At 61.5% G+C, this 21,675-nt stretch carries 19 protein-coding genes; 15 read left to right on the top strand and 4 right to left on the bottom strand.

All coding sequences use genetic code 11. The features are described 5' to 3' along the window. Positions 1–103: 103 nt before the first annotated feature. Together BLT65_RS16200 and BLT65_RS16195 are read left to right on the top strand one after the other, a co-directional pair. On the top strand, positions 104–2,584 hold the full coding sequence (locus tag BLT65_RS16200; RefSeq protein WP_091779097.1) for a TonB-dependent siderophore receptor: 2,481 nt from the start codon (positions 104–106) through the stop codon (positions 2,582–2,584). Between the two features lie 22 nt (positions 2,585–2,606). Beyond that, positions 2,607–3,341 carry a hypothetical protein gene (locus tag BLT65_RS16195; RefSeq protein WP_091779095.1) on the top strand — a complete coding sequence of 245 codons (735 nt, stop codon included), beginning with the start codon at positions 2,607–2,609 and terminating at the stop codon, positions 3,339–3,341. Positions 3,342–3,370: 29 nt separating this feature from the next. On the opposite strand, the gene BLT65_RS16190 is transcribed toward BLT65_RS16195, so the two are convergent. Then, positions 3,371–3,670 (bottom strand): DUF4148 domain-containing protein, encoded by a 300-nt coding sequence (locus BLT65_RS16190; RefSeq protein WP_091779093.1) that lies wholly within the window; start codon positions 3,668–3,670, stop codon positions 3,371–3,373. 405 nt (positions 3,671–4,075) lie between these two features. Continuing rightward, a complete protein-coding gene (locus BLT65_RS16185) occupies positions 4,076–6,256 on the bottom strand; it encodes a TonB-dependent siderophore receptor (protein ID WP_091779091.1) in 2,181 nt (726 codons plus the stop codon). An 892-nt stretch (positions 6,257–7,148) separates the two neighbouring features. Here BLT65_RS16185 and BLT65_RS16180 point away from each other — a divergent pair. The 13 genes from BLT65_RS16180 to BLT65_RS16120 all read left to right on the top strand — a co-directional run bounded on the left by BLT65_RS16180 (position 7,149) and on the right by BLT65_RS16120 (position 20,457). Beyond that, positions 7,149–9,521 (top strand): bifunctional salicylyl-CoA 5-hydroxylase/oxidoreductase, encoded by a 2,373-nt coding sequence (locus BLT65_RS16180; protein WP_091779090.1) that lies wholly within the window; start codon positions 7,149–7,151, stop codon positions 9,519–9,521. Next, positions 9,521–10,300 carry an SDR family NAD(P)-dependent oxidoreductase gene (locus BLT65_RS16175; protein ID WP_091779088.1) on the top strand — a complete coding sequence of 260 codons (780 nt, stop codon included), beginning with the start codon at positions 9,521–9,523 and terminating at the stop codon, positions 10,298–10,300. Before BLT65_RS16180 ends, BLT65_RS16175 begins: the two co-directional genes overlap by 1 nt. Further along, positions 10,297–10,854, top strand: coding sequence for a MarR family winged helix-turn-helix transcriptional regulator (locus BLT65_RS16170; protein WP_091779086.1), 558 nt, complete (start codon positions 10,297–10,299; stop codon positions 10,852–10,854). The genes BLT65_RS16175 and BLT65_RS16170 overlap by 4 nt, the downstream gene beginning before the upstream one ends. 30 nt (positions 10,855–10,884) lie before the next feature. Beyond that, positions 10,885–11,736 carry an enoyl-CoA hydratase family protein gene (locus tag BLT65_RS16165; protein WP_091779085.1) on the top strand — a complete coding sequence of 284 codons (852 nt, stop codon included), beginning with the start codon at positions 10,885–10,887 and terminating at the stop codon, positions 11,734–11,736. A gap of 2 nt (positions 11,737–11,738) precedes the next feature. Beyond that, complete coding sequence (locus tag BLT65_RS16160) at positions 11,739–12,935, top strand: acyl-CoA dehydrogenase family protein (RefSeq protein ID WP_091779083.1); 1,197 nt, start codon at positions 11,739–11,741, stop codon at positions 12,933–12,935. Next, a complete protein-coding gene (locus tag BLT65_RS16155; protein WP_091779081.1) occupies positions 12,932–13,375 on the top strand; it encodes an acyl-CoA thioesterase in 444 nt (147 codons plus the stop codon). Before BLT65_RS16160 ends, BLT65_RS16155 begins: the two co-directional genes overlap by 4 nt. Next, the gene (locus BLT65_RS16150) at positions 13,372–13,770 is read left to right on the top strand and encodes a RidA family protein (RefSeq protein ID WP_042304329.1); all 399 of its coding nucleotides are present in this window, start codon (positions 13,372–13,374) and stop codon (positions 13,768–13,770) included. The genes BLT65_RS16155 and BLT65_RS16150 overlap by 4 nt, the downstream gene beginning before the upstream one ends. A 67-nt stretch (positions 13,771–13,837) precedes the next feature. Beyond that, the gene (locus tag BLT65_RS16145) at positions 13,838–15,478 is read left to right on the top strand and encodes an AMP-binding protein (RefSeq protein ID WP_091779079.1); all 1,641 of its coding nucleotides are present in this window, start codon (positions 13,838–13,840) and stop codon (positions 15,476–15,478) included. 75 nt (positions 15,479–15,553) lie between these two features. Further along, positions 15,554–16,777 (top strand): dienelactone hydrolase family protein, encoded by a 1,224-nt coding sequence (locus tag BLT65_RS16140; RefSeq protein ID WP_091779077.1) that lies wholly within the window; start codon positions 15,554–15,556, stop codon positions 16,775–16,777. Between the two features lie 115 nt (positions 16,778–16,892). Next, positions 16,893–17,564, top strand: coding sequence for a glutathione S-transferase (locus tag BLT65_RS16135; protein ID WP_091779075.1), 672 nt, complete (start codon positions 16,893–16,895; stop codon positions 17,562–17,564). Positions 17,565–17,696: 132 nt separating this feature from the next. Then, entirely contained in the window at positions 17,697–19,166 is a 1,470-nt protein-coding gene (locus BLT65_RS16130; protein ID WP_091779073.1) for a DHA2 family efflux MFS transporter permease subunit, read from the top strand. Next, the gene (locus tag BLT65_RS16125; RefSeq protein WP_091779070.1) at positions 19,163–19,522 is read left to right on the top strand and encodes a nuclear transport factor 2 family protein; all 360 of its coding nucleotides are present in this window, start codon (positions 19,163–19,165) and stop codon (positions 19,520–19,522) included. Before BLT65_RS16130 ends, BLT65_RS16125 begins: the two co-directional genes overlap by 4 nt. A gap of 89 nt (positions 19,523–19,611) precedes the next feature. Then, the gene (locus BLT65_RS16120; protein WP_091779068.1) at positions 19,612–20,457 is read left to right on the top strand and encodes an AraC family transcriptional regulator; all 846 of its coding nucleotides are present in this window, start codon (positions 19,612–19,614) and stop codon (positions 20,455–20,457) included. 25 nt (positions 20,458–20,482) lie between these two features. Here BLT65_RS16120 and BLT65_RS16115 read toward each other — a convergent pair whose 3' ends face one another. Both BLT65_RS16115 and BLT65_RS16110 read right to left on the bottom strand, forming a co-directional pair. After that, positions 20,483–21,067, bottom strand: coding sequence for a flavin reductase family protein (locus tag BLT65_RS16115; RefSeq protein ID WP_007737595.1), 585 nt, complete (start codon positions 21,065–21,067; stop codon positions 20,483–20,485). A gap of 179 nt (positions 21,068–21,246) precedes the next feature. Continuing rightward, complete coding sequence (locus BLT65_RS16110; RefSeq protein WP_007583025.1) at positions 21,247–21,573, bottom strand: hypothetical protein; 327 nt, start codon at positions 21,571–21,573, stop codon at positions 21,247–21,249. Positions 21,574–21,675: the final 102 nt, after the last annotated feature.

The following is a 21,675-nucleotide window of genomic DNA, read 5'->3' as shown; positions in this document are numbered from 1 at the left end:
TTACGCGGTAAAAAATTTTCGTCGGTATTGAGCTGTTTTCGATTCTCGCGGGACAAGGCAGATGAGAACACCAGATCATCTACCTCCTCGAGCTTCGTAAAACATGGGACTTTCTGCAAGAGCCTGCGCGAATAACGCCGCACGTGAATTACGTCGTCGCGCGTTCCCCGGGCGGCACATCATCGGTATCGCGACGGCAACGATCTTCGCGACCATCGCATCTCCCGCCGCTTTCGCCGCCGATGCAACTGAGATGGCCCAAGCCTCGCCGCGCAAGTCTTTCGACATCGCCGCTGGGCCGCTCGAAAGCGCGCTCAACCAGTATGGGCAGCAAGCGCGAATCATGCTGTCGTATCCGAGCGCGCTCACAGCGAATCGTCATAGCGCGGGCCTGCACGGCGAATACGATACGCAGCAGGGGCTCGTGCGCCTGTTGCGCGGCACGGGGCTGTCGTCCGTCCAGCAGACCAACGGCAGCTACACGCTGGTCGAAGATGCGAGCAATGTCGAACTCGACGACAGTGCCGTGTTGCCCACCGTCAAGGTCGCCGCGACAGGCATTCGCGCGGGGAGTTACCGACCGCCTCCCGAAGCAAATGTCACGCGCTCCGACATTCCCGTCATCGATGTGCCGCAAGCCATCAACACCGTGCCCGCGCAAGTGTTGCGCGATCAGCGCCCACGCAATCTCGACGACGCGCTCGCCAACGTCAGCGGCATCGTCCAGGGCAACACGCTGGCGGGCACGCAGGACACGTTGCTCAAACGCGGCTTCGGCGGCAACCGCGACGGCTCGATCATGCACAACGGCATGCCGCTCGTGCAGGGCCGCGGCCTCAACGCCGCAGCCGATAGCGTCGAAGTGCTCAAGGGACCGGCATCGCTGCTCTACGGCATCATGGACCCGGGCGGCGTCGTCAACGTGGTGAGCAAGCAGCCGTTACTCACGCCTTATCACGCCATCTCGTTGCTCGGCTCGACTTACGGCCACGGCCGCAACGGCGCGGACGGCACGCTCGATCTGACAGGGCCAATCGGCGATTCAGGCCTTGCGTACCGTCTCGTCGTCGACCAGGTCAACGAACAATACTGGCGCAACTTTGGCGAACATCGCGAGACGCTCGTCGCGCCTTCGCTTGCCTGGTATGGACGCGATACACAGGTCGTACTGTCATACGAGTATCGCAAGTTCCTTTATCCGTTCGATCGCGGCACCGCGCTCGATCCAAAGACCAACAAGCCACTGGCCATCCCCGCGCGCGAGCGTCTCGACGAGCCGTTCAACGAAATGGATGGCGAATCCAATCTCGCGCAACTGACTGTCGATCACCAGATCGACGCGAACTGGAAGGCGCATTTCGGCTACAGCTACAACCGCGAAACGTACGACGCCGGCCAGCTGCGCGTGCAAGGCGTCAACAGCACGACGGGTGTGCTCTCGCGCAGCAACGACGCGACGCACGGTGCGCTCAGCACGGATAGCTACGCGATCGCCTATATCGATGGACATTTCACGGTGGCGGGTTTGCGCAACGACCTGCAGGTGGGTGTCGATGACGAATACCGGCGCATCTATCGCAAGGACCTGTTGCGGCAGGCGACGAAGTACACGTTCAACTACCTGCACCCCGTCTACGGACTCGAAAGCCCGTCGACCACCGTATCCGCCAGCGACAGCGACCAGACCGACACGTTGCACGACGCATCCGTGTTCTTTCAGGATAGTCTGCATCTGACCGACAAGTGGATACTCGTCGGCGGCGCGCGGTTCCTGTCGTACAACCAGGTCGCAGGACGCGGCCGTCCGTTCCAGGTGAACACCGATCTGAACGGCACCAAATGGCTGCCGCGCGCGGGTGTCGTCTACAAGTGGACCGATACCGTCTCACTGTACGGAAGCTATACGCAATCGCTGAAGCCGACGTCGACCATCGCTCCGCTCAGCTCGGGTGTCGTGATCGACTCATCGGTGCTGCCGGAAGAAGCGACCTCGTGGGAAGTCGGCGCGAAAGTCGCGATGCCTGCGGGAGTGACGGGCACGCTCGCATTCTTCAATATCGACAAATCGAACGTGCTGGTGTCGCAGTACAACGACACGACCAAGCAAACCGACTGGCGAACGTCAGGCAAGGCGCGCTCGCGCGGCATCGAACTCGATGTCGCCGGGCAGATCGGCCAACGCTGGAGCGTCATTGCGAGCTACGCGTACATCGACGCGAAAACGACGGAAGACCCGCTTTATGCGGGCAACCGGCTGTGGAATGTCGCGCAGCATACGGCGTCGCTCGCCGCCGTCTACGACTTCGGCGCGATCTTCGGCGGCGATCAATTGCGCGTGGGCGCGGGCGCGCACTATGTCGGCGAGCGGCCCGGCGATTCCGCAAACAGCTTCACCCTGCCCGCCTATACCGTCGCCGATGCGTTCGCGAACTACAACACGAAATGGGGCGGACACAATGTGTCGTTCCAGTTGAATGTGAAGAACCTCTTCAACAAGACCTATTACCCGTCCAGCGCGAATCGCTATTTCGTAGCGGTCGGCGATGCGCGGCAGGTGTCGCTCCTTTCCACGCTCGAATTCTGAACCCGGCTACGAGGAGTTCACCATGAAACGCAATCAAACGGCCACGATCGATCACACGCGACGTTACGCGCTCTCTTCCCTGCTGGGTCTGGCGACTGCCGCGCTCTTACCTTCCATCGCTCGCGCCAACGCCAAAGACACGCAGAAAAGTATCGTGATGGTCGTACAACTGAACGGCCCCAACCTTGCAACCGATCAGCGCATCGCCGCGCATCTCGGTACACGAGGCTATTCGGTTCAACTCGTCGATCAGGATTACCGTCCCGAACTCGCGCGTGACGCGAGACTAATCGTCATATCGTCGACGGTATCGTCGAAGGATGTGCTGCCTGGGTGGCGCACGCTATCTGTGCCGCTCGTCACCTGGGAAAACGATCTGCTCGACGATCTGGCGATGAGCGGCAAGCGCCATGATGTCGATTTCGGCGAGACAGAAAAAGAGCGTTACCTGTGGCTCGTGAATGCGCCGCATCCGATTGCTGCGGGCTTGCCGGCAGGCATCGCCAATGTGTACGGGAAGCAGGCGACGATGAGTTGGGGCAAGCCGGGCCTCGGCGCATCCATTATCGCGAGCGTCTATGGTCAGCCCGACAAGGCTGCCATTTTCGCCTACGAAACGGGGGCGACGATGGATTACGAAACGCTCGCGCCTGCCCGACGCGTGATGTTCTTCATGAGCAACGACTCCTTCGCGAACCTCGCGCAGTCAGGCCAGCAATTGTTCGATGCCGCAATAGACTGGGCCATCAAACGTTAGACATGCGCTACTCAGCTGCACACTGTTCATCAATGATGTTCGAACAGCTTGCTATCGCTCATGCCTTTCGCCGGTGATCCCGACTGCGAAAAATTCAACGGCATCGTTCCGTAGTCGCTTGCCGATTGCCGGGCGGCCGTAGCTCCGTTCGCGTTGTAGTCGGGATAATGTACCTTCGATTGATGCAGCGTGCCGTCTTTCTCGGCTTGCACAATTTGCGCCTTGACTTCGGCGCGCGTCGTACTTTCATTCGAATCGATCTTCGCATACGAGATTGCGGGCACTAAAAGCGCGGCAGTCAGCATCGCGACGGTGATTGAGGTTTTCATCGAACTCTCCTTCCTTGATGAGCGGGTTCAAAAGATGCCCGTTCAGATTAGGTCCAAAACACTTAACGGTTCCTTATTCGCTCACAGCGATTTCAAGTTGCCGTTGGGCATCAGGCTTGGGACCAGGTATGTGACGGTTAGATTATTGTCGAGCGCGGATGACCATAATCTGGCCGCTCGATTACTAATCTGTTATCTGCAAGGAAGGCCATCGAATGAAGCTGACACCTGGGAGGTGTCAATCAATGGCGTACGTTTGGCTGTATCCGAAGCGTCAATCTGCCGATGAACGTTCGGATAAGATAGATTTTCCTGGTGCTTCTGATGCGTTAGAAGCGACAGTCACACGATACAGTGTGCCCGTCGCTTCCTTACCTCTCTGCGCTGATTATTGCGGCGCCCTGCTTAGAACTGCATCGTCGCGCTAGCCACCGCCGTACGCGTCGCGGACGGACTGACGTAGTAGCCCCACGCGGTCGTCCAGTAACGGCGGTTCAAGAGATTGTTGATACCCGCGCGGAACGTCACTTCTTTCCCCGCAATACGCGTTTCATACTTGCCGCTCAGATCGAACACCGTATATGCCGGTACGAATTGCGTGTTGGCAGCATCCACGGCCATATCACTGACGTAGCGGCCACCGAACGCCAGCGTAAGACGACGCATGTACGACGGGTTGTATTCGACACGGCCCGTCACCGTCCATCGCGGTGCCCCATAGATGCGCTTGCCCTCAATGGTCGGATCGTCGATATCGACGGCCTTGGTATCGAGCCACATCACGCCGCCCATCACGCGCCAGTCGCTGGCAAGCTGAAGCCAGCCGCTCGCGTCGACGCCCGTATAACGCTTGGTGCCGTCCTGAACGAAAATGTTGGCGGAGTTCGTGTAGTAGTAGCCCTGATCGACGCGGAACAGCGCCAGATTCGCGCCCCACTTGCTACGATCCGTCTTGAAGCCCACTTCGTACTGCTTGCTGCGCAGTGGACCGAATGTCGCCGGGTAGTTGAGATTGGTGTTCGCAGCCGAACCGCCTTGCTCGAGCGACTGGACGTAACTGACGTACAGCGTCGAATACGGATCCGTCTTGTACATCAGCGCCACAGTCGGCGTCACCGGGGACGCGCTGTAGTTCGCCGTGGTCGCACCCGTCGGATCGTACGTGAACTGATGGAACTGCGTGTACCGCAAGCCGAGCAGCGCCGAAATGCGCGGTGTGAACTGCACGGTGTCGCTCGCGTAGACCGCGGCCTGTGTCGTGCGGGACTGCTTGTAGAGGTTCTCGCCGATATGCACGTCGGCATTGGTCAGGAACGTGCTGCTATAGATGTTACCGATGCCGAGGCTATACCCGTCGTTCCAGCCTTCGCTATTGTCGTACTCTGTGACTTGCGATTGATATCCCGCACCGAACACGACATCGTGCTTGATGCTGCCCGTGTTGAACTTGCCTTCCACCATCGCATCGACGTTCTGATAGAAGTATCGCGTCATCGCCGCATATAGCGTGTTGGAGTAGTCGCCCGCCGTGTTGTACACGTACAGCAGACTGTCCGAGTTCGTGCGGTTTTCCTTCGCGAAGCGGTACTTCACGCTCGCGTGCCAGTTCTCGGAGAGCCGATAGTCGAGACCCGTTCCGAACGACGCCATTTCGACCTGATAGTAGTTCTGCGGCTGCGACAGGTTGTGCGTCACCTTGCTTGCGTCAGGAATGCCGCCCGCGTCCGAGCCGAACATCAGGCCGAAGATCGTGCCTTCCTGCTTGCGCTTCGTGTAGAACGCGTCCACCGTCCAGGTCAGATCCGGCGTAATACGGAAGTCCAGAGCCGCCGACGCCACCTGGCGTCGCAGATGACCATTTGCCTCGGCCGTATTGCCTTCTTCGTTGACGAGGTTGAAGCGGTAGCCGAACCGGTCGTCCGTACCGAAGCGGCCGCCGACGTCGAGCTTCTCGCTGAAGACACCCGCCGACTGATAGCCCACCGAAAAACTGCGATACGGCGTGTCGGTCGGACGCTTCAGTACGTAGTTGACGATACCGCCCGGCGAGCCGAACCCGTACATGAAGCCGGACAGCCCTTTCAGCAATTCCACCTGCTCGAACGGTTCGAGTGCGAGATCGGTATCCCACGACGGGAAGCTCTGACCATCGACCTTGATGCTGTTGAGCGTGTCGATCGGCAGGCCGCGCACGTTGAACATCGAGTTTTCGCCGATGGCGTTGGTGCTCGTGATCGACACGGCAGGGTCGTACTGGAACAGGTCGTTGGCCGTATTCGCGAACAGATCCTGCGCCTCTTCGCTCGTCACGACATGCGTCGAAAACGGCGTGTCGACCTGCTTGAGCGTGCCGAGCGCACCAGCACTGATCTTGTCGGCCTGCGCCCCATTGTTGTCAGCCGACGCTTTCACGCTGACGGTAGGAAGTGTCGCGTCTGCGGCAACGGCGTCCTCCGCGTGTGCGCGCGACGGCGCAGTCGATAGCGCAAGCCCGACGCTGATGAGCAGCGCCGCGCCGAGAACCGACTGGTAACGGGAAAAACGGTGAGTAGAAAGCGCGTGGTGGTCAGACTTCAGAATCTTCATTCGTTGTTATGGCAGGCGGGTTGCGAAACACCTGGTGTAAACGGTGGCGAAATTTCGGGTGAATGGTAATGACAACGATTCGCAATTGCAATGAAATTTGACCGTTTAGTACATTTAGTAGTCACCGCGCCACAGTGTGCTGTTCGTGCGTCGTTGGCGCTTGCGCCGACTGGTGGAGGCTCTCGACTAGCCGAGCCGCATTTCTTACCAAAACTATCAAATGCGACTCATTCGCATTTACGAAGGAAATGTGATATGGTGGCGTAAGGTGCGTGTTTGTCACTTGACGACGTATCGCGGCACCTGACGGGCGGCGGCCGGATCCATGTTCCCAACGTCATCGGCCTCGCGATATTGTTCGGAGTGCAAATAATTTATTGCTTGTCATTTTGATAGCCGAATGCGCAAAGCTTGCCACCACCGCTGACCGCGCTGGAACGTCCACGCACCCGTGACAGTCGGGCGATGTATGTCCATCACGGGTTGAAGCAGACACCGGGAGTGAAACGATGAACGTATGGTTCAACGGTAGAAATGTGGATGCTCGCCGGCCACGCGGAAACGCTGCACGTTACATTCGCCGTGCTGCCGGATTCAGTATCGTGGGCGCCGGTGCGCTGATCGGTATTGTTCGACTAGCAGCGTGGTTGTCGAACGCTACGTGACGCCTGGACGAGGAAACGCAAAAAGACTCGCGCAAGGTCCGACGTCACCGCCCACCAGCGATTGTTTCCAGGCAACTACGCCACTCCACACGTAAAGGCATCCGACGCCTTTATTTCCAGGCAGGATCAAATCACAGGATCTCAATCCGCCTTCCTGTCGAACTTTACTTGACATCTAAACTATCAAAACCTAAAGTAAAGCCGAGCACACACGTTGGGGAACCAGCATGCGCATTGTCTGTATCGGCGGCGGCCCGGCTGGGCTGTATTTCGGGTTGTTGATGAAGCACCGGCATCCGGCGCACGAAGTGGTTATCGTCGAGCGCAACCGGCCGTACGACACCTTCGGCTGGGGCGTCGTGTTCTCCGACCAGACGCTAGGCAATCTGCGCGCCGCCGACACCAAAAGCGCCGACATGATCCTCGACGCGTTCAACCACTGGGACGACATCGAAATCAACTTTCGCGGCGCGAAGGTACGCTCGTCGGGACACGGCTTTTGTGGCATCGGCCGCAAGCGGCTGCTGAACATCCTGCAGGCGCGTTGCGAAGAACTCGGCGTAAAGCTGGTCTTTGAAACCCAGGTCACGAACGACGACGAATACGACGCCGACCTCATCATCGCCAGCGACGGCCTGAACAGCGCCATCCGCCAGAAATACGCGGCAACCTATCAACCCGACATCGACATGCGCGACTGCCGCTTCGTGTGGCTCGGCACGAAGAAGCTCTTCGACGCCTTCACGTTCGCGTTTGAAAAAACCGAATGGGGCTGGTTCCAGGCCCACGCGTACCGCTTCGACGATGAAACCTCGACGTTCATCGTCGAAACGCCTGAGCGCGTGTGGCGCGCGGCCGGACTCGACGAAATGAGCAAGGAAGACAGCATCGCGTTCTGCGAGCGGCTCTTTGCGAAGTACCTCGACGGCCATCCGCTGATGTCGAACGCGAGCCATCTGCGTGGCTCGTCGCAATGGATCCGCTTTCCGCGTGTCGTCAGTCGCGAGTGGGTACACTGGAAAACAGGCGCCGACGGCAAACGCGTACCCGTCGTGCTGATGGGCGACGCCGCGCACACCGCGCATTTTTCGATCGGCTCCGGCACCAAGCTCGCGCTCGAAGACGCGATCGAACTCGCGAACAGCATCGACGCGCATCCGCACGACCTCGCCGCCGCGCTCGCGCACTACACCGAAGTGCGCAGCGTAGACGTGCTGCGCATCCAGAACGCCGCGCGCAATTCGACGGAATGGTTCGAGCATGTCGACCGTTACACCGCTTTCGAGCCGGAGCAATTCGCGTATTCGCTGCTGACGCGCTCGCAGCGCATCTCGCACGAGAACCTGCGCGAGCGCGATGCCGGCTATCTCTCGTCATTCGAAGACTGGCTGGCGGCGCGCGCGGGCATCGAACGCGCGCCGGACAAGCACTCCGTTCCGCCCATGTTCACGCCGTTCAAACTGCGCGGCGTGACGTTGAAGAACCGCGTCGTCGTCTCGCCGATGGCGCAGTATTCGGCCGTCGACGGCGTCGCTGGCGACTATCACCTGATGCATCTCGGCGCGCGCGCCATGGGTGGCGCGGCGCTCGTGATGACCGAGATGACGTGTGTGTCGCCCGAGGCGCGCATCACGCCGGGATGCCCCGGCATGTACGCGCCCGAGCATCTCGCCGCGTGGCGCCGCATCGTGCAGTTCGTGCATGGGCAATCCGATGCGAAGATCGGCATGCAGCTCGGCCACGCGGGCGCAAAGGCTTCGACGCGCGTCAGTTGGGAAGGCATCGATCAGCCCTTGCCCGATGACAACTGGTCTTTGGTGTCGGCATCGCCGCAGCAATATCTGCGCGGCGTGAGCCAGTGGTCGCGCGAAGCGACGCATGCAGAACTGCGCGAGATCGAAACGCAATTCGTGCGCGCAACGGAAATGGCCGCGGAAGCAAGCTTCGACTGGCTCGAACTGCACTGCGCGCACGGCTATTTCCTGTCGAGCTTTCTCTCGCCGCTCACCAATCATCGCACCGACGAATACGGTGGAACGCTTGCGAATCGTCTGCGCTATCCGCTCGAAGTGTTCGCCGCGATGCGCAAGGTGTGGCCGCAGGACAAGCCGATGTCGGTGCGTATTTCAGCGCACGACTGGGTCGATGGCGGCACGACACCCGACGACGCCGTCGAGATCGCACGCGCGTTCAAGGCGGCGGGTGCCGACATGATCGACGTGTCGTCGGGTCAGGTCAGCAAGGAAGAGAAGCCCGTGTATGGGCGCATGTTCCAGACGCCGTTCGCCGATCGCATCCGCAACGAAGCGGGCATCGCGACGATCGCGGTCGGCGCGATCTCCGAGGCGGATCACGTGAACAGCATCATCGCAGCAGGCCGCGCGGACTTGTGCGCGGTCGCGCGTCCGCATCTGGCGAATCCGTCGTGGACGCTGAACGAGGCGGCGAAGATCGGCTACTTCGACGTCAACTGGCCGAAGCAGTACACGGCGGCCAAATCGCAGCTCGAACGCAACTACGAACGCGAGCGCGCGCAGGCCGCCGAGAATGCGCGCCTGTCGCCGATCGAACGCGCGCAACGCGCGGAAGGAACGGTTTGATGAACAGCACCCTGGCGGGAAAGCACGCGGTCGTGACGGGCGGCGGCAGCGGCATCGGTGCGGCGACGGCAGAAGCGCTGGTTCGAGCAGGCGCGCGCGTCACGCTGATGGGCCGCGACGCGCAACGTCTTGCCGCGCAGCGCGAAACCTTGAGCGCGTATGGCGAGATCGCGGCTTGCATCAGCGTCGATGTGTGCGACGAGAGCACGGTAAACAAGGCATTTTCTGAAGCATCGTCGATTGCGGGCGCTGTCGATGTGCTCGTCAACAACGCCGGCCAGGCGCAAGCCGCACCCTTCGCACACACGGATATTGCGCTGTGGCAACGCATGCTCGACGTCAACCTGACGGGCGTATTTCTCTGCACGCGCGCCGTGTTGCCGTCGATGCTCGAACGCGGCTATGGCCGCATCGTCAACGTCGCGAGCACGGCAGGACAGATCGGCTATGCGTACGTCGCCGCGTACTGCGCGGCCAAGCATGGCGTGATCGGCCTCACGCGCTCGCTCGCACTCGAAGTCGCGACGAAGGGCGTCACCGTCAACGCCGTCTGTCCCGGCTACACGGAAACGGAACTGCTGCGCGCGTCGCTCGACCAGATCACCGCGAAGACTTCGCGCAGCGAGCAGGAAGCGCGCGGCGTTCTCGTGCGCAACAACCCGCAGCGCCGCTTCGTCGCGCCCGCCGAAGTCGCGAATGCCGTGCTGTGGCTGTGCATGCCCGGCTCCGAATCCATCACAGGTCAATCTGTTTCCGTTTCAGGCGGAGAAGTCACATGAGCAACATTGCAAAGAAGAAGACGGCCGTCGCCACCGAAACCAAACCGGCGCGCAAAGGCATTGCGAAACCCGCGGAGAACGTCGTGGACATGGAAATGAGCACGGGCGCGGATAGCCACATGGGTTTGCGCCTGTGGCTGCGCATGCTGACCACCACCAACCTCGTGCAAGCGGAATTGCGCAAGCGTCTGCGCAACGAGTTCGACACGACGCTGCCGCGCTTCGATCTGATGGCGCAACTGGAGCGTCATCCCGAGGGCCTGAAGATGACGGAACTGTCGCGCCGTCTGATGGTGACGGGCGGCAATATCACCGGCATTACGGATCAACTGGAAAAGGAAGGACTCGTCGCGCGCGACACCGATCCGAACGACCGCCGTTCGATCAGCGTGCGGCTCACGCCGGAAGGCCGCGCGCTGTTCGACAAAATGGCCGTCGCACACGAGCAATGGGTCGTCGAGATGTTCGGCGGCCTCGATCTCGATGAGAAATCGCACACGCATCAGAAGCTCGGCAAGCTCAAGCAGCATCTGCTGAACACGATCAAGAGCTGACGCGCGACATCTGCAAAAGAGGAGACAACGATGACCCGTTCCGCTGCCGAAGCCCTTCTGGCCGGCAATCGCACGACGCTCGCCGCGTATGAGGCGAAGCACTTCGGCTGGTCCGTCAACGCGGGCGTCGCGACGATCACGCTGAACCGCCCCGAGCGCAAGAACCCGCTGACATTCGAATCGTATGCGGAGTTGCGCGATCTGTTCCGGCAACTCGCCTATGCAACCGACGTGAAGGTCGTCGTTATGCACGGCGCGGGCGACAATTTCTGCTCGGGCGGCGACGTGCATGACATCATCGCGCCGCTGATCGATCTGCCGATGCCCGAACTGCTGCTCTTCACGCGCATGACCGGCGATCTCGTGAAAGCGATGCGGCATTGTCCGCAGCCGATCATCGCGGCTGTCGACGGCGTCTGTGCAGGCGCGGGCGCGATTCTCGCGATGGCATCCGACATGCGCCTCGGCACCGCGCGCAGCAAGCTCGCGTTTCTGTTCACGCGTGTGGGCCTTGCCGGTTGCGACATGGGCGCGTGCTCGATCCTGCCGCGCATCATCGGCCAGGGGCGCGCAGCCGAACTGCTGTACACGGGGCGCTCCGCGAGCGGCGATGAGGGCTGCGCGTGGGGCTTCTACAACCGCCTGTGCGCGCCAGAAGCGCTGCTCGACGAAGCATCGAAACTCGCCGCCGACCTCGCCGCCGGCCCGACGTTCGCGCACGGCGTCACGAAGAAGATGCTGCACCAGGAATGGAGCATGAGCATCGACGAAGCGATCGAATCCGAAGCGCAGGCACAGGCCATCTGCATGACGACGCGCGATTTCGAGCGCGCGTATCGCGCATTCGCGGCGAAGTCGCGTCCCGTGTTCGAAGGAGACTGACCGTGAAGTCTAAAGATCCGCACGGCGCATTGGCCTGGCCATTCTTCGAAGCGCGTCATCGCGAACTGGCCGAAGAAATAGAAACCTGGGCTGCGCAGCATCTCGCACACGTACCGCATGACGACGCCGACACGACATGCCGCCAACTCGTGCGCGCTTTGGGCGAAGCGGGCTGGTTGAAGTACGGCGTCGGCGGCACGCAATACGGCGGACATGGCGACACGATCGACACACGCGCCGTGTGTCTGCTGCGCGAGACGCTCGCGAAACACGACGGACTCGCGGACTTCGCGCTCGCCATGCAAGGCCTCGGTTCGGGCTCGATCACGCTGGCGGGCACGCATGAACAGAAATCGCGCTATTTGCCGCGCGTCGCAAAGGGCGAAGCCATTGCAGCGTTTGCGTTGTCCGAACCTGAAGCAGGCTCCGACGTTGCGGCGATGAACTTGCAAGCGCGCGCGGAAGGCGACAGCTACGTGCTCGACGGCGACAAGACGTGGATTTCGAACGGCGGCATCGCCGACTTCTACGTCGTGTTTGCGAGAACGGGCGAAGCACCCGGCGCGCGCGGTATCAGCGCATTCATTGTCGATGCCGACACGCCCGGTTTGCAGATCGCCGAACGCATCGACGTCATCGCGCCGCATCCGCTTGCGCGTCTGCATTTCGCCAACGCGCGCGTGCCGCGCAGCCAGATGCTCGGCGCGCCCGGCGAAGGCTTCAAGATCGCGATGCGCACGCTCGATATTTTCCGCACGTCGGTCGCAGCGGCATCGTTGGGCTTTGCAAGACGCGCGTTACAGGAAGGGCTCGATCGCGCCGCGTCGCGCAAGATGTTCAACCAGACGCTCGGCGATTTTCAGTTGACGCAGGCGAAGCTCGCGCAAATGGCCTTGACCATCGACAGCAGCGCGCTGCTCGTCTATCGCGCCGCATGGCTGCGCGATCAGGGCGAGAGCGTCACGCGCGAAGCCGCGATGGCGAAGTGGCACGCAAGCGAAGGCGCGCAGCAGGTGATCGATGCCGCCGTGCAACTGTGGGGCGGCATGGGCGTGCAAAGCGGCACGACGGTCGAAAGGCTGTATCGCGAGATTCGCGCGCTGCGCATCTATGAAGGCGCGACGGAAGTGCAGCAACTGATCGTCGGACGCGATCTGCTCAAGGCGTATGCAGCCGCGAAACAGGAACGCGAATCATGAGTGCAACGTTCGACATGCCCATGCGCATCCGCTTCGCACATTGCGATCCGGCGGGCATCGTCTACTTTCCGCAGTATCTGGTGATGACGAACATGCTCGTCGAAGAGTGGTTCAACGAGCGTCTTGCCATCGACTACGCGCACATGATCCAGACGCGCCGCGTCGGCCTGCCTATCGTGAAGCTCGATTGCGAGTTTTCGAGGCCGAGCCGCATGGGCGAAACGATCACGCTTTCGCTGGATGTCACGCGCATCGGACGCCGTTCGATAGGCATCGCAATCGTCGCCCGTTGCGCAGATGAAGTGCGCTTTCGCTCGGCGCAAGTGCTCGTCACGACGTCACTGGAAAGCGGCCAGTCGATCGATATTCCCAACGACATCGCCGCCGCGCTCGCGGCATTCGCGCCGCATGCCGTTCAATCCGAGGAGCAACGCTCATGAAAAAACGATCGCTTCTGCCCGCAGGCTGGGTCAAGCCGAAGGGCTATGCCAATGGTGTCGCGGCGAATGGCACGCAGGTGTATATCGCCGGACAGATCGGCTGGAACGAAGAGGCGCGCATGACGAGCGACCGTTTCGCCGAACAGGCCGTGCAGGCGCTGCGCAACGTGCTCGCGGTACTGCGCGAAGCAGGCGGACAGCCTGAGCACCTCGTGCGCATGACGTGGTACGTCACCGACAAGCGCGAGTACCTCGCGTCGCTCAAGGAAATCGGCCAGGCATTCCGCGAGCTGATCGGCGACTACGACATCGCGATGAGCGCCGTACAGGTCGTCGCGTTGATCGAGGACGACGCCAAGGTTGAAATCGAAGCAACCGCCGTGATTACCGACTAGCCGCGCTTCGAGCCGCGCAGTCCAAACCATTTCGCACATCACGCACGTATGGCAGGGGAGTTTCATGATGGAACCGTCAGCTCACGTCGATACTTTCGCGCGCGATCACTTGCCGCCACAGGACCAATGGCCGGTGTTCCTGCTCGACAATCCGGACGTCGCATATCCGGCGCGTTTCAACTGCGCGACTGAACTGCTCGATCGTGCCGTCGAGAATGGCCATCGCGACCGGCCTGCGATCTGGTCCGATGTCGACGGCAAGCCGCATGCGACCACTTATGGCGAACTGCTCGCAATGGTCAATCGCAGCGCACACGTGCTGATCGACGAGATGGGTTTGCGGCCGGGCAACCGTATCTTGCTGCGCGGGCCGAACACGTTGCAGATGGCCGTCGCGTTTCTCGCGGCGTTGAAGACGGGTCTGGTCGTCGTGCCGACCATGCCGTTGCTGCGCGCAAAGGAACTCAAGCAGATCATCGACAAGGCGCAAATCGGTGCGGCGCTGTGCGACACGCGTCTGACGGAAGAACTCGCGCGCTGCGCGACGCAAGGCGACGAGTATTTTTGTGAAGGCCTGAAAAACACGCTGGTCTTTCACGACGACGACGCAGCAGGTTCGCTTGAAACACTGGCGGCGTCAAAGCCGGTTGAATTCAAGGCCTGCGACACAGCCGCCGATGACGTCTGCCTGATCGCCTTCACGAGCGGCACGACAGGCGCGCCGAAGGGCTGCATGCACTTCCACCGCGACGTGCTGGCGATGTGCGATCTGTTCCCGCGCCACATCCTGAAGCCCACCGTCGACGATATCTTCTGCGGCACGCCGCCGCTCGCGTTCACGTTCGGCCTTGGCGGGCTGCTGTGTTTTCCGTTGCGCGCGGGCGCATCGACGGTGCTGATCGAAAAGCAGACGCCCGAAACGCTGCTGCAAAACGTCGAGCGCTTTCAGGCAACCGTGATGTTCACCGCGCCGACGTTCTATCGGCAGATGGCGCCGTTGATTCCGCGCTTCGACATTGCGTCGTTGAAAAAGACCGTGTCCGCAGGCGAAGCGCTGCCCGATTCGACGCGCGTGCTGTGGCGCGAGGCGAGCGAAATCGAAATGATCGATGGCATCGGCGGCACTGAGCTGATTCATATTTTCATCTCGTCGGCGGGACACGATGTGCGGCCGCACGCGATCGGCAAGGCCGTGCCTGGCTATGTCGTGCAAGCCGTCGACGACGACATGCGCCCGGTTCCCACCGGCACGCTCGGCAAGCTCGCCGTGCGCGGACCGACCGGCTGCCGCTATCTCGCCGACGAGCGTCAGCTGAAGTTCGTGCGCGACGGCTGGAACCTGCCCGGCGATTCCGTCTATATCGACGCAGACGGCTACGTGTTCTATCAGGCGCGCGCCGACGACATGATCGTCTCGGCGGGTTACAACATCTCCGGCCCGGAAGTGGAAAGCGTGCTGATGCAGCACCAGGCCGTCGCCGAATGCGGCGTGATCGGCGTACACGATGAGACGCGCGGACAGATCGTAAAGGCATTCGTCGTGCTCAATGCGGGCTATAGCGGCGATGAGAAACTGGTCGCGGAGTTGCAGGAATTCGTGAAGAATACCGTTGCGCCGTACAAGTATCCGCGCGTCGTCGCCTTCATCGACGCGCTGCCTCGCACGGAAACCGGCAAGATCAAGCGGTTCGCTTTGCGTGCGATGTAGCGCATCACGCTTCATTCGATAACGGCGAGCGGCGATGCGCGCAGTCCCCGTCGTCCCACAATCGAGGAGCATTTGATGGCCGGTTCCTTTATCGAAGTCGCCGCTCGCGATGGCGGCCGTTTCAACGCATACATGGCGCGCCCCGCGCAGGGGTCCGGTCCGGGCCTCGTTCTGCTGCAAGAGATTTTCGGCATCAACGACTATCTGAAGCAAACGGCCGACCGTTACGCCGAAGAAGGCTATGTCGTGCTCGTGCCCGATCTGTTCTGGCGCATGCAGCCGAATGTCGTGCTCGGCTATGACGGCGACGACATGAAACGCGCGCTCGACTTCCACGCGAAGTTCGATGTCGATCTCGCCGTGCAGGATATTGCCGCGACGCTCGATGCGTTGCGCGCGCTGCCCGAGCAACAAGGCAAGATCGGCACGGTCGGCTATTGCCTCGGCGGCAAGCTCGCGATGCTCGCGGCTGCGCGCACGGACGTCGATTGTGCGGTGAGCTATTACGGCGTCGGGCTCGAAGCGTATCTGGACGAAGTGAAGAACATTCGTTGCCCGATGGTGTTTCACTTCCCCGAGAACGACGCGTACTGCCCGCCGCCCGTGCGCGAGCAGATCATGACCGCGCTTCGCGCGCATCCCAACATCGAGCAGTATGTGTATCCCGGCTGCGATCACGCGTTTGCCGCGCCCGCGCGCCCGCAATACGACAAGCCCGCCGCGATGATGGCGTACTCGCGCACGCTCGCGCTGCTGCGCAAGGTGCTTGGCCCGATCTACGATCTAAATACGCTGTGGGAACAGCACTGCTATTTCGAGTTCGCGACGCGCGACGTCGAAGCCGTGATGCCAACCATGGTCGCGCAGCCATACGTCAACCACGTGCCGACGATGACGGGAGGCGTCGGTTATGACAATCTCAAGCGCTTTTACACGAATCACTTCGTCAATTCGAATCCACCGGACACGAAGCTGATTCCGATCTCGCGGACCATCGGTTCCGATCGCATCGTTGATGAATTCATCTTTGCCTGCACGCATAGTTGCGAGATCGACTGGCTCCTGCCGGGCGTCGCGCCGACGGGCAAATACTTCGAGGTGCCGATGCTCGCCGTCGTCTGTTTTCGCGGCGACAAGCTGTATAACGAGCATATCTATTGGGATCAGGCTTCCGTGCTCGTGCAGGTCGGCTTGCTCGATCCGAAGGGCCTGCCCGTTGCGGGCATCGAGAGCGCGCGCAAGCTGCTCGATGAGAAGCTGCCGTCCAATCAGTTGATGGGCGACAAGTGGTCGGCGTGATGGTTGCGCGCACATCGTAAAGCATCGCGAAGAATAGAGGCCGCCCTCTCGCGCGGCCTCGTATGATGTTCGCTCCGCCGATACACGGCCTTTCCGCACGACTCGCCGCCCGCTCATGCTCACCGTCCACCACCTGAACAACTCCCGTTCGCAGCGCGTGCTGTGGCTGCTCGAAGAACTGGGCGTGCCGTACGAAATCAAGCGTTACCAGCGCGATCCGAAGACGATGCTCGCGCCGCCCGAACTGCGGGCCATTCATCCCCTCGGCAAGTCGCCCGTCGTCACTGATGATGGTCAGACCCTCGCTGAGTCCGCCGCGATCATCGAGTGTCTGCTCGAACGTTACGGACAAGGCCGCTTCGAACCGGCTGCCGGCACGCCCGAGCGCCAGAAGTTCAGATACTGGATGCACTATGCGGAAGGCTCTGCAATGCCGCCGCTGTTGCTGAAGCTGGTTGCGCTGCGCATCGGCAGCGCGCCGATGCCGTTCTTCGCGAAGCCGATTGCGAAGAAGATTTCGTCGACATTGCAATCCACCTTCATCGATCCACAGATCGCGCTGCATATGAGTTTTATCGAAGATTCGCTGCGCGAAACCGGCTATTTCGTCGGCAGCGAATTCACGGCCGCCGATATTCAAATGAGCTTCCCGCTCGAAGCCGCCACCGCTCGCGGCAACCGCGATGCGAAATATCCGTCCGTCGCCCGTTTTCTCGACACGATTCATGCCCGGCCCGCCTATCAGCGTGCGCTCGAACGCGGCGGCAAGTACGATTTATTGAGCTGAGCCGTGTCGATTCCGGCTGCATTCGATCGTCGCTTGAATAGAAACGTGCGCGAGCAGGGAATTGCAGTTGCCGTCTGGAACGGATGCTCGCTAGACTGAAAGCGCATCGACAGCCAAGGAGGACACGCGCGCATGACGCATAACATCGAAGGCAAGAAACGCTGGCTCGCACTGATCGTGCTATGCATGGGCGTGCTGATGATCGTGCTCGATACGACGATCGTCAATGTAGCCCTGCCGTCGATCGCGGCCGATCTGGGCTTCTCCGAAACCGCGCTCGTGTGGGTCGTCAATGCGTACATGCTGACCTTCGGCGGCTTTCTGTTGCTCGGGGGCAGGCTCGGCGATCTGTACGGACACCGCAAGCTGTTCCTCGCGGGCATTACGCTGTTCACGCTGGCGTCGCTCGCATGCGGACTCGCGAACTCGCAGGTCATGCTGGTTTGCGCGCGCGCCATTCAAGGTCTGGGTGGCGCGGTCGTGTCTGCCGTCTCGCTGTCGCTCATCATGAATCTGTTCACCGAAGAGGGCGAGCGCGCCAAGGCGATGGGCGTCTACGGCTTCGTGTGCGCGGGCGGCGGCAGCATCGGCGTGCTGCTCGGCGGATTGCTGACCAATCTGCTGAGCTGGCACTGGATCTTTCTCGTCAATCTGCCCATCGGAATCGCCGTGTATGGGGCGTGCATCGCGCTGATGCCGGCGGGCCGTGGACACGCGCATGGCGAACGGCTCGACGTCGCGGGCGCGACAACCGTGACTGCGTCGCTGATGCTGGCCGTCTATGCGATCGTCAACGGCAACGAGGCGGGCTGGCTGTCCGCGCAAACCGTCGGCCTGATTGTCGTCGCGCTGGCGCTGCTCGGTGCGTTTCTCGTCATCGAGGCGCGCGTCGCGCATCCGTTGATGCCGCTCAAGCTCTTCACGTTGCGCAATGTCGCGACGGCCAACGTGGTCGGCGTGTTGTGGGCGGCGGCGATGTTCGCGTGGTTCTTCATCTCCGCGCTTTATTTGCAGCGCGTGCTCGCCTATGCGCCGCTTCAGGTCGGCCTCGCGTTTCTGCCCGCGAACCTCATCATGGGCTTCTTCTCGCTCGGCCTGTCGGCGCGCATGGTGATGCGTTTCGGCATCCGGAGGCCGCTCGCCGTTGGTCTCTTTCTCGCGGCACTCGGGCTGCTGCTGTTTGCGCGCGCCCCCGTCGATGGACACTTCGTCGTCGATGTGTTGCCCGGCATGGTGTTGCTCGGCGTGGGCGCGGGCGTCGCGTTCAATCCGATGCTGCTCGCCGCAATGAGCGATGTCGATCCCGCCGATTCCGGGCTCGCGTCGGGCATCGTCAACACGTCGTTCATGATGGGCGGCGCATTGGGACTCGCGGTGTTGGCGAGTCTCGCGGCTGCGCAATCGGCGAACAGCGGTGCGCAGCAAGCCGATACGCCCGCTGCGCTCGCGAGCGGCTATCACGTTGCGTTTCTCGTCGGCGCGATCTTTGCGGCCATGGCTGCGACGATCGGCGGCGCCTTGCTGCGGGCCGCCTCATCCTCCGCCGCGCAACGGGAGCGCGACGACGACACGTTGAAGCAGCAAATGGAGCAATCGCCATGAGCAAGACCACGGATGTTCCCGATCTGGTTCGCCGCTGCTTCGCGGCGTATCAGCACAAGGACCGTGCTGAGATCGAAGCGATCCTCGCCGACGATTTTCATTTCACGAGTCCGCGCGACGATCATATCGACCGGCGCGAATACTTCGAACGCTGCTGGCCGTTCAACGAACAAGTCGAGCTCTTTCAGATCGAGAAGCTGTTCAGCGAAGGCAACGAAGCGTTCGTGCGTTATGCGTGCAAGCCGATGAATCGCGAGGCGTTTCGCAACACCGAGTTCTTCCGGGTCGAGAACGGCAAGATCGTCGAAGTGCAGGTCTATTTCGGTTCGCCCGCGAAAGACGTATCGGCGGATTGACGGCCGCTGCATCCGCAGAACCGCAAGCGCGATCAAATGAACAGTCCGTCCGATCGATATGCTGGGTTCATGCCGAAACGAGAGTCCGTATGAACTTGATCGGAAACCCTGCGGGAAAGGCGTTGTGGTTTATCGAAAGCCACTTCCATGAGGAACTGTCGCTCGACGATATCGCCAGTTGCGGTTGCGTCTCGCGCTTTCATCTGTCGCGCGCGTTCGAAGCGGCAACGGGCTTTGCGGTGATGCGTTATGTACGCGCGCGCCGCCTGACGGAAGCTGCACGGCGGCTAGCGCGCGGCGCGCCGGATATCCTCGCCGTCGCGGTCGATGCGGGTTACGGCTCTCACGAGGCATTCACGCGCGCGTTTCGCGAGCAGTTCGGGCTCACGCCCGAAGCGTTGCGCGCGCAAGGTCATCTCGACAACCTCGCACTCATGGAGCCGATCAAAATGGATGAATCACTTCTTGCCCATCTGGAGCCGCCGCGTTTCGTGGACGGCAAACCGTTGCTCGTCGCGGGATCGAGCGAACGCTATCACTGTGAAAGCAGTTCGGGCATTCCCGCGCAATGGCAGCGCTTCAACGCGATCTTCGGCAAGATACCCGGACAGGTCGGCCGTGTCGCGTACGGCGTCTGCTACAACGCCGACGACTCCGGCAACTTCGATTATCTGTGCGGCGTTGAAGTCGCGGATTTCTCGGGCTTGCCCGACGAACTAAGCCGCGTGCGCATCGGCACGCAGCGCTACGCGGTGTTCACGCACAGCGAGCACATTTCGACGATACGCCGCACGTGGAACACAATCTGGAACAAATGGCTGCCGGAATCCGGGCACGCCCCCGCGGATGCACCCAACTTCGAGCGCTACAGCGAGCAGTTCAATCCCGTGACGGGCATGGGCGGCGTTGAAATCTGGCTGCCGCTCAGGAACTGAAGCGCGAACCCGGCGCAGACGCGAATCAGCGCGTGCCGCCAACGGGCGCTGCTTCGACTTCGAATGTGTCGCCCGTTTCGAAGAACGTGCCGCCCGCGACGTAATGGCAGGTGCGCATGTCGTGATCGTCGCCGAAGTGCCAGCGGTTGTCCGAGTAGACGCGGCTGTCCGCGTAGCACGCGACCACTTCGGCGAGAATCAGATCGTGCCGCTGGGCGTCGTCGGGAATCACCTTGCATTCGAACCACGCCACACACCCTTCCAGCATCGGCACGTCGATCTTTTCGGCCGGAAATGTCTCGAGCTGCAGCGCGGTGAACTTGTCGATTTCGACGCCTGCGTTCGAGCCGACCGCGAGCGTATGGCGCGCGAAGCCGCGCGTGGGGAGTTGCAGGCCGAATACGCCGCTCGCTTCGACCAGTTGGCGCGTCAATGTCTTCGCGTCGATCACGACGACGAGTTTCGGCGGTACGAAATCCAGCGGCATGGCCCACGAAGCCGCCATCACGTTCGAGCGCCCGTCGTGTGCGCTCGTGATCAACGTGACGGGACCATGGTTCAGAAGGCGCGTCGCGCGCGCCAGATCGACGGGTTGCCGGAATGATTGCATGAGAGACCTTCGCGATATCGATCGCTGCATTCTAGCGAAGGCGGGCAAAACGCGAAGCTTTCGTGTCGTGGCGGAAAAGTTGCCGGACGAGCGTGCGTTGTGCGACATGCAGATGCAAAAACGCGGGGCAAAAAAACGGCGGCGCCAATGCGCCGCCCGCAGATCCGCAGGATGCAAATTCAGTGCGTAGTCGGTGGCTTGCCGTGCGTGACGTCGAGCGGTTTGTGCGCTTCGCCGTTCGCGCCGGGGAAGAAGGCGTTCCATGCGGCGCGCACGCCCTCGGCTGCCGTGGCCTCCGCGTCGATGGTTTCCGGTTCGTCCACGCGGGCGGGATCTTCGCTCAGTCCGCGCCAGTGGGTGAACACGAGAAGCGGCTTCTCCGACCATCCGCCTTCGATAAATTTAGCGAATGCCGTGTCTCCGCTCACCAGCTGGACTTCGTACCACCCATCTCGCACGGGCGCATAGTCGTCCAGCGGGTACCATGCGGTCGCTTCGATTTCCATAGTGCCGTCTCCTGTCGTGGAAGTGACTCATAGGGAGGCATTGTTTATGCCTTACGGGCGGCGCGCCCGCTCACGGCGTCGGGTCATGGCGCGGTCCGGGAT

It is taken from the genome of Paraburkholderia steynii, assembly GCF_900100565.1.
Taxonomy (GTDB): Bacteria; Pseudomonadota; Gammaproteobacteria; order Burkholderiales; family Burkholderiaceae; genus Paraburkholderia; species Paraburkholderia terrae.
Note: the sequence above shows the minus strand (reverse complement) of the source record. Positions and strands in the feature narration are given on the sequence as shown.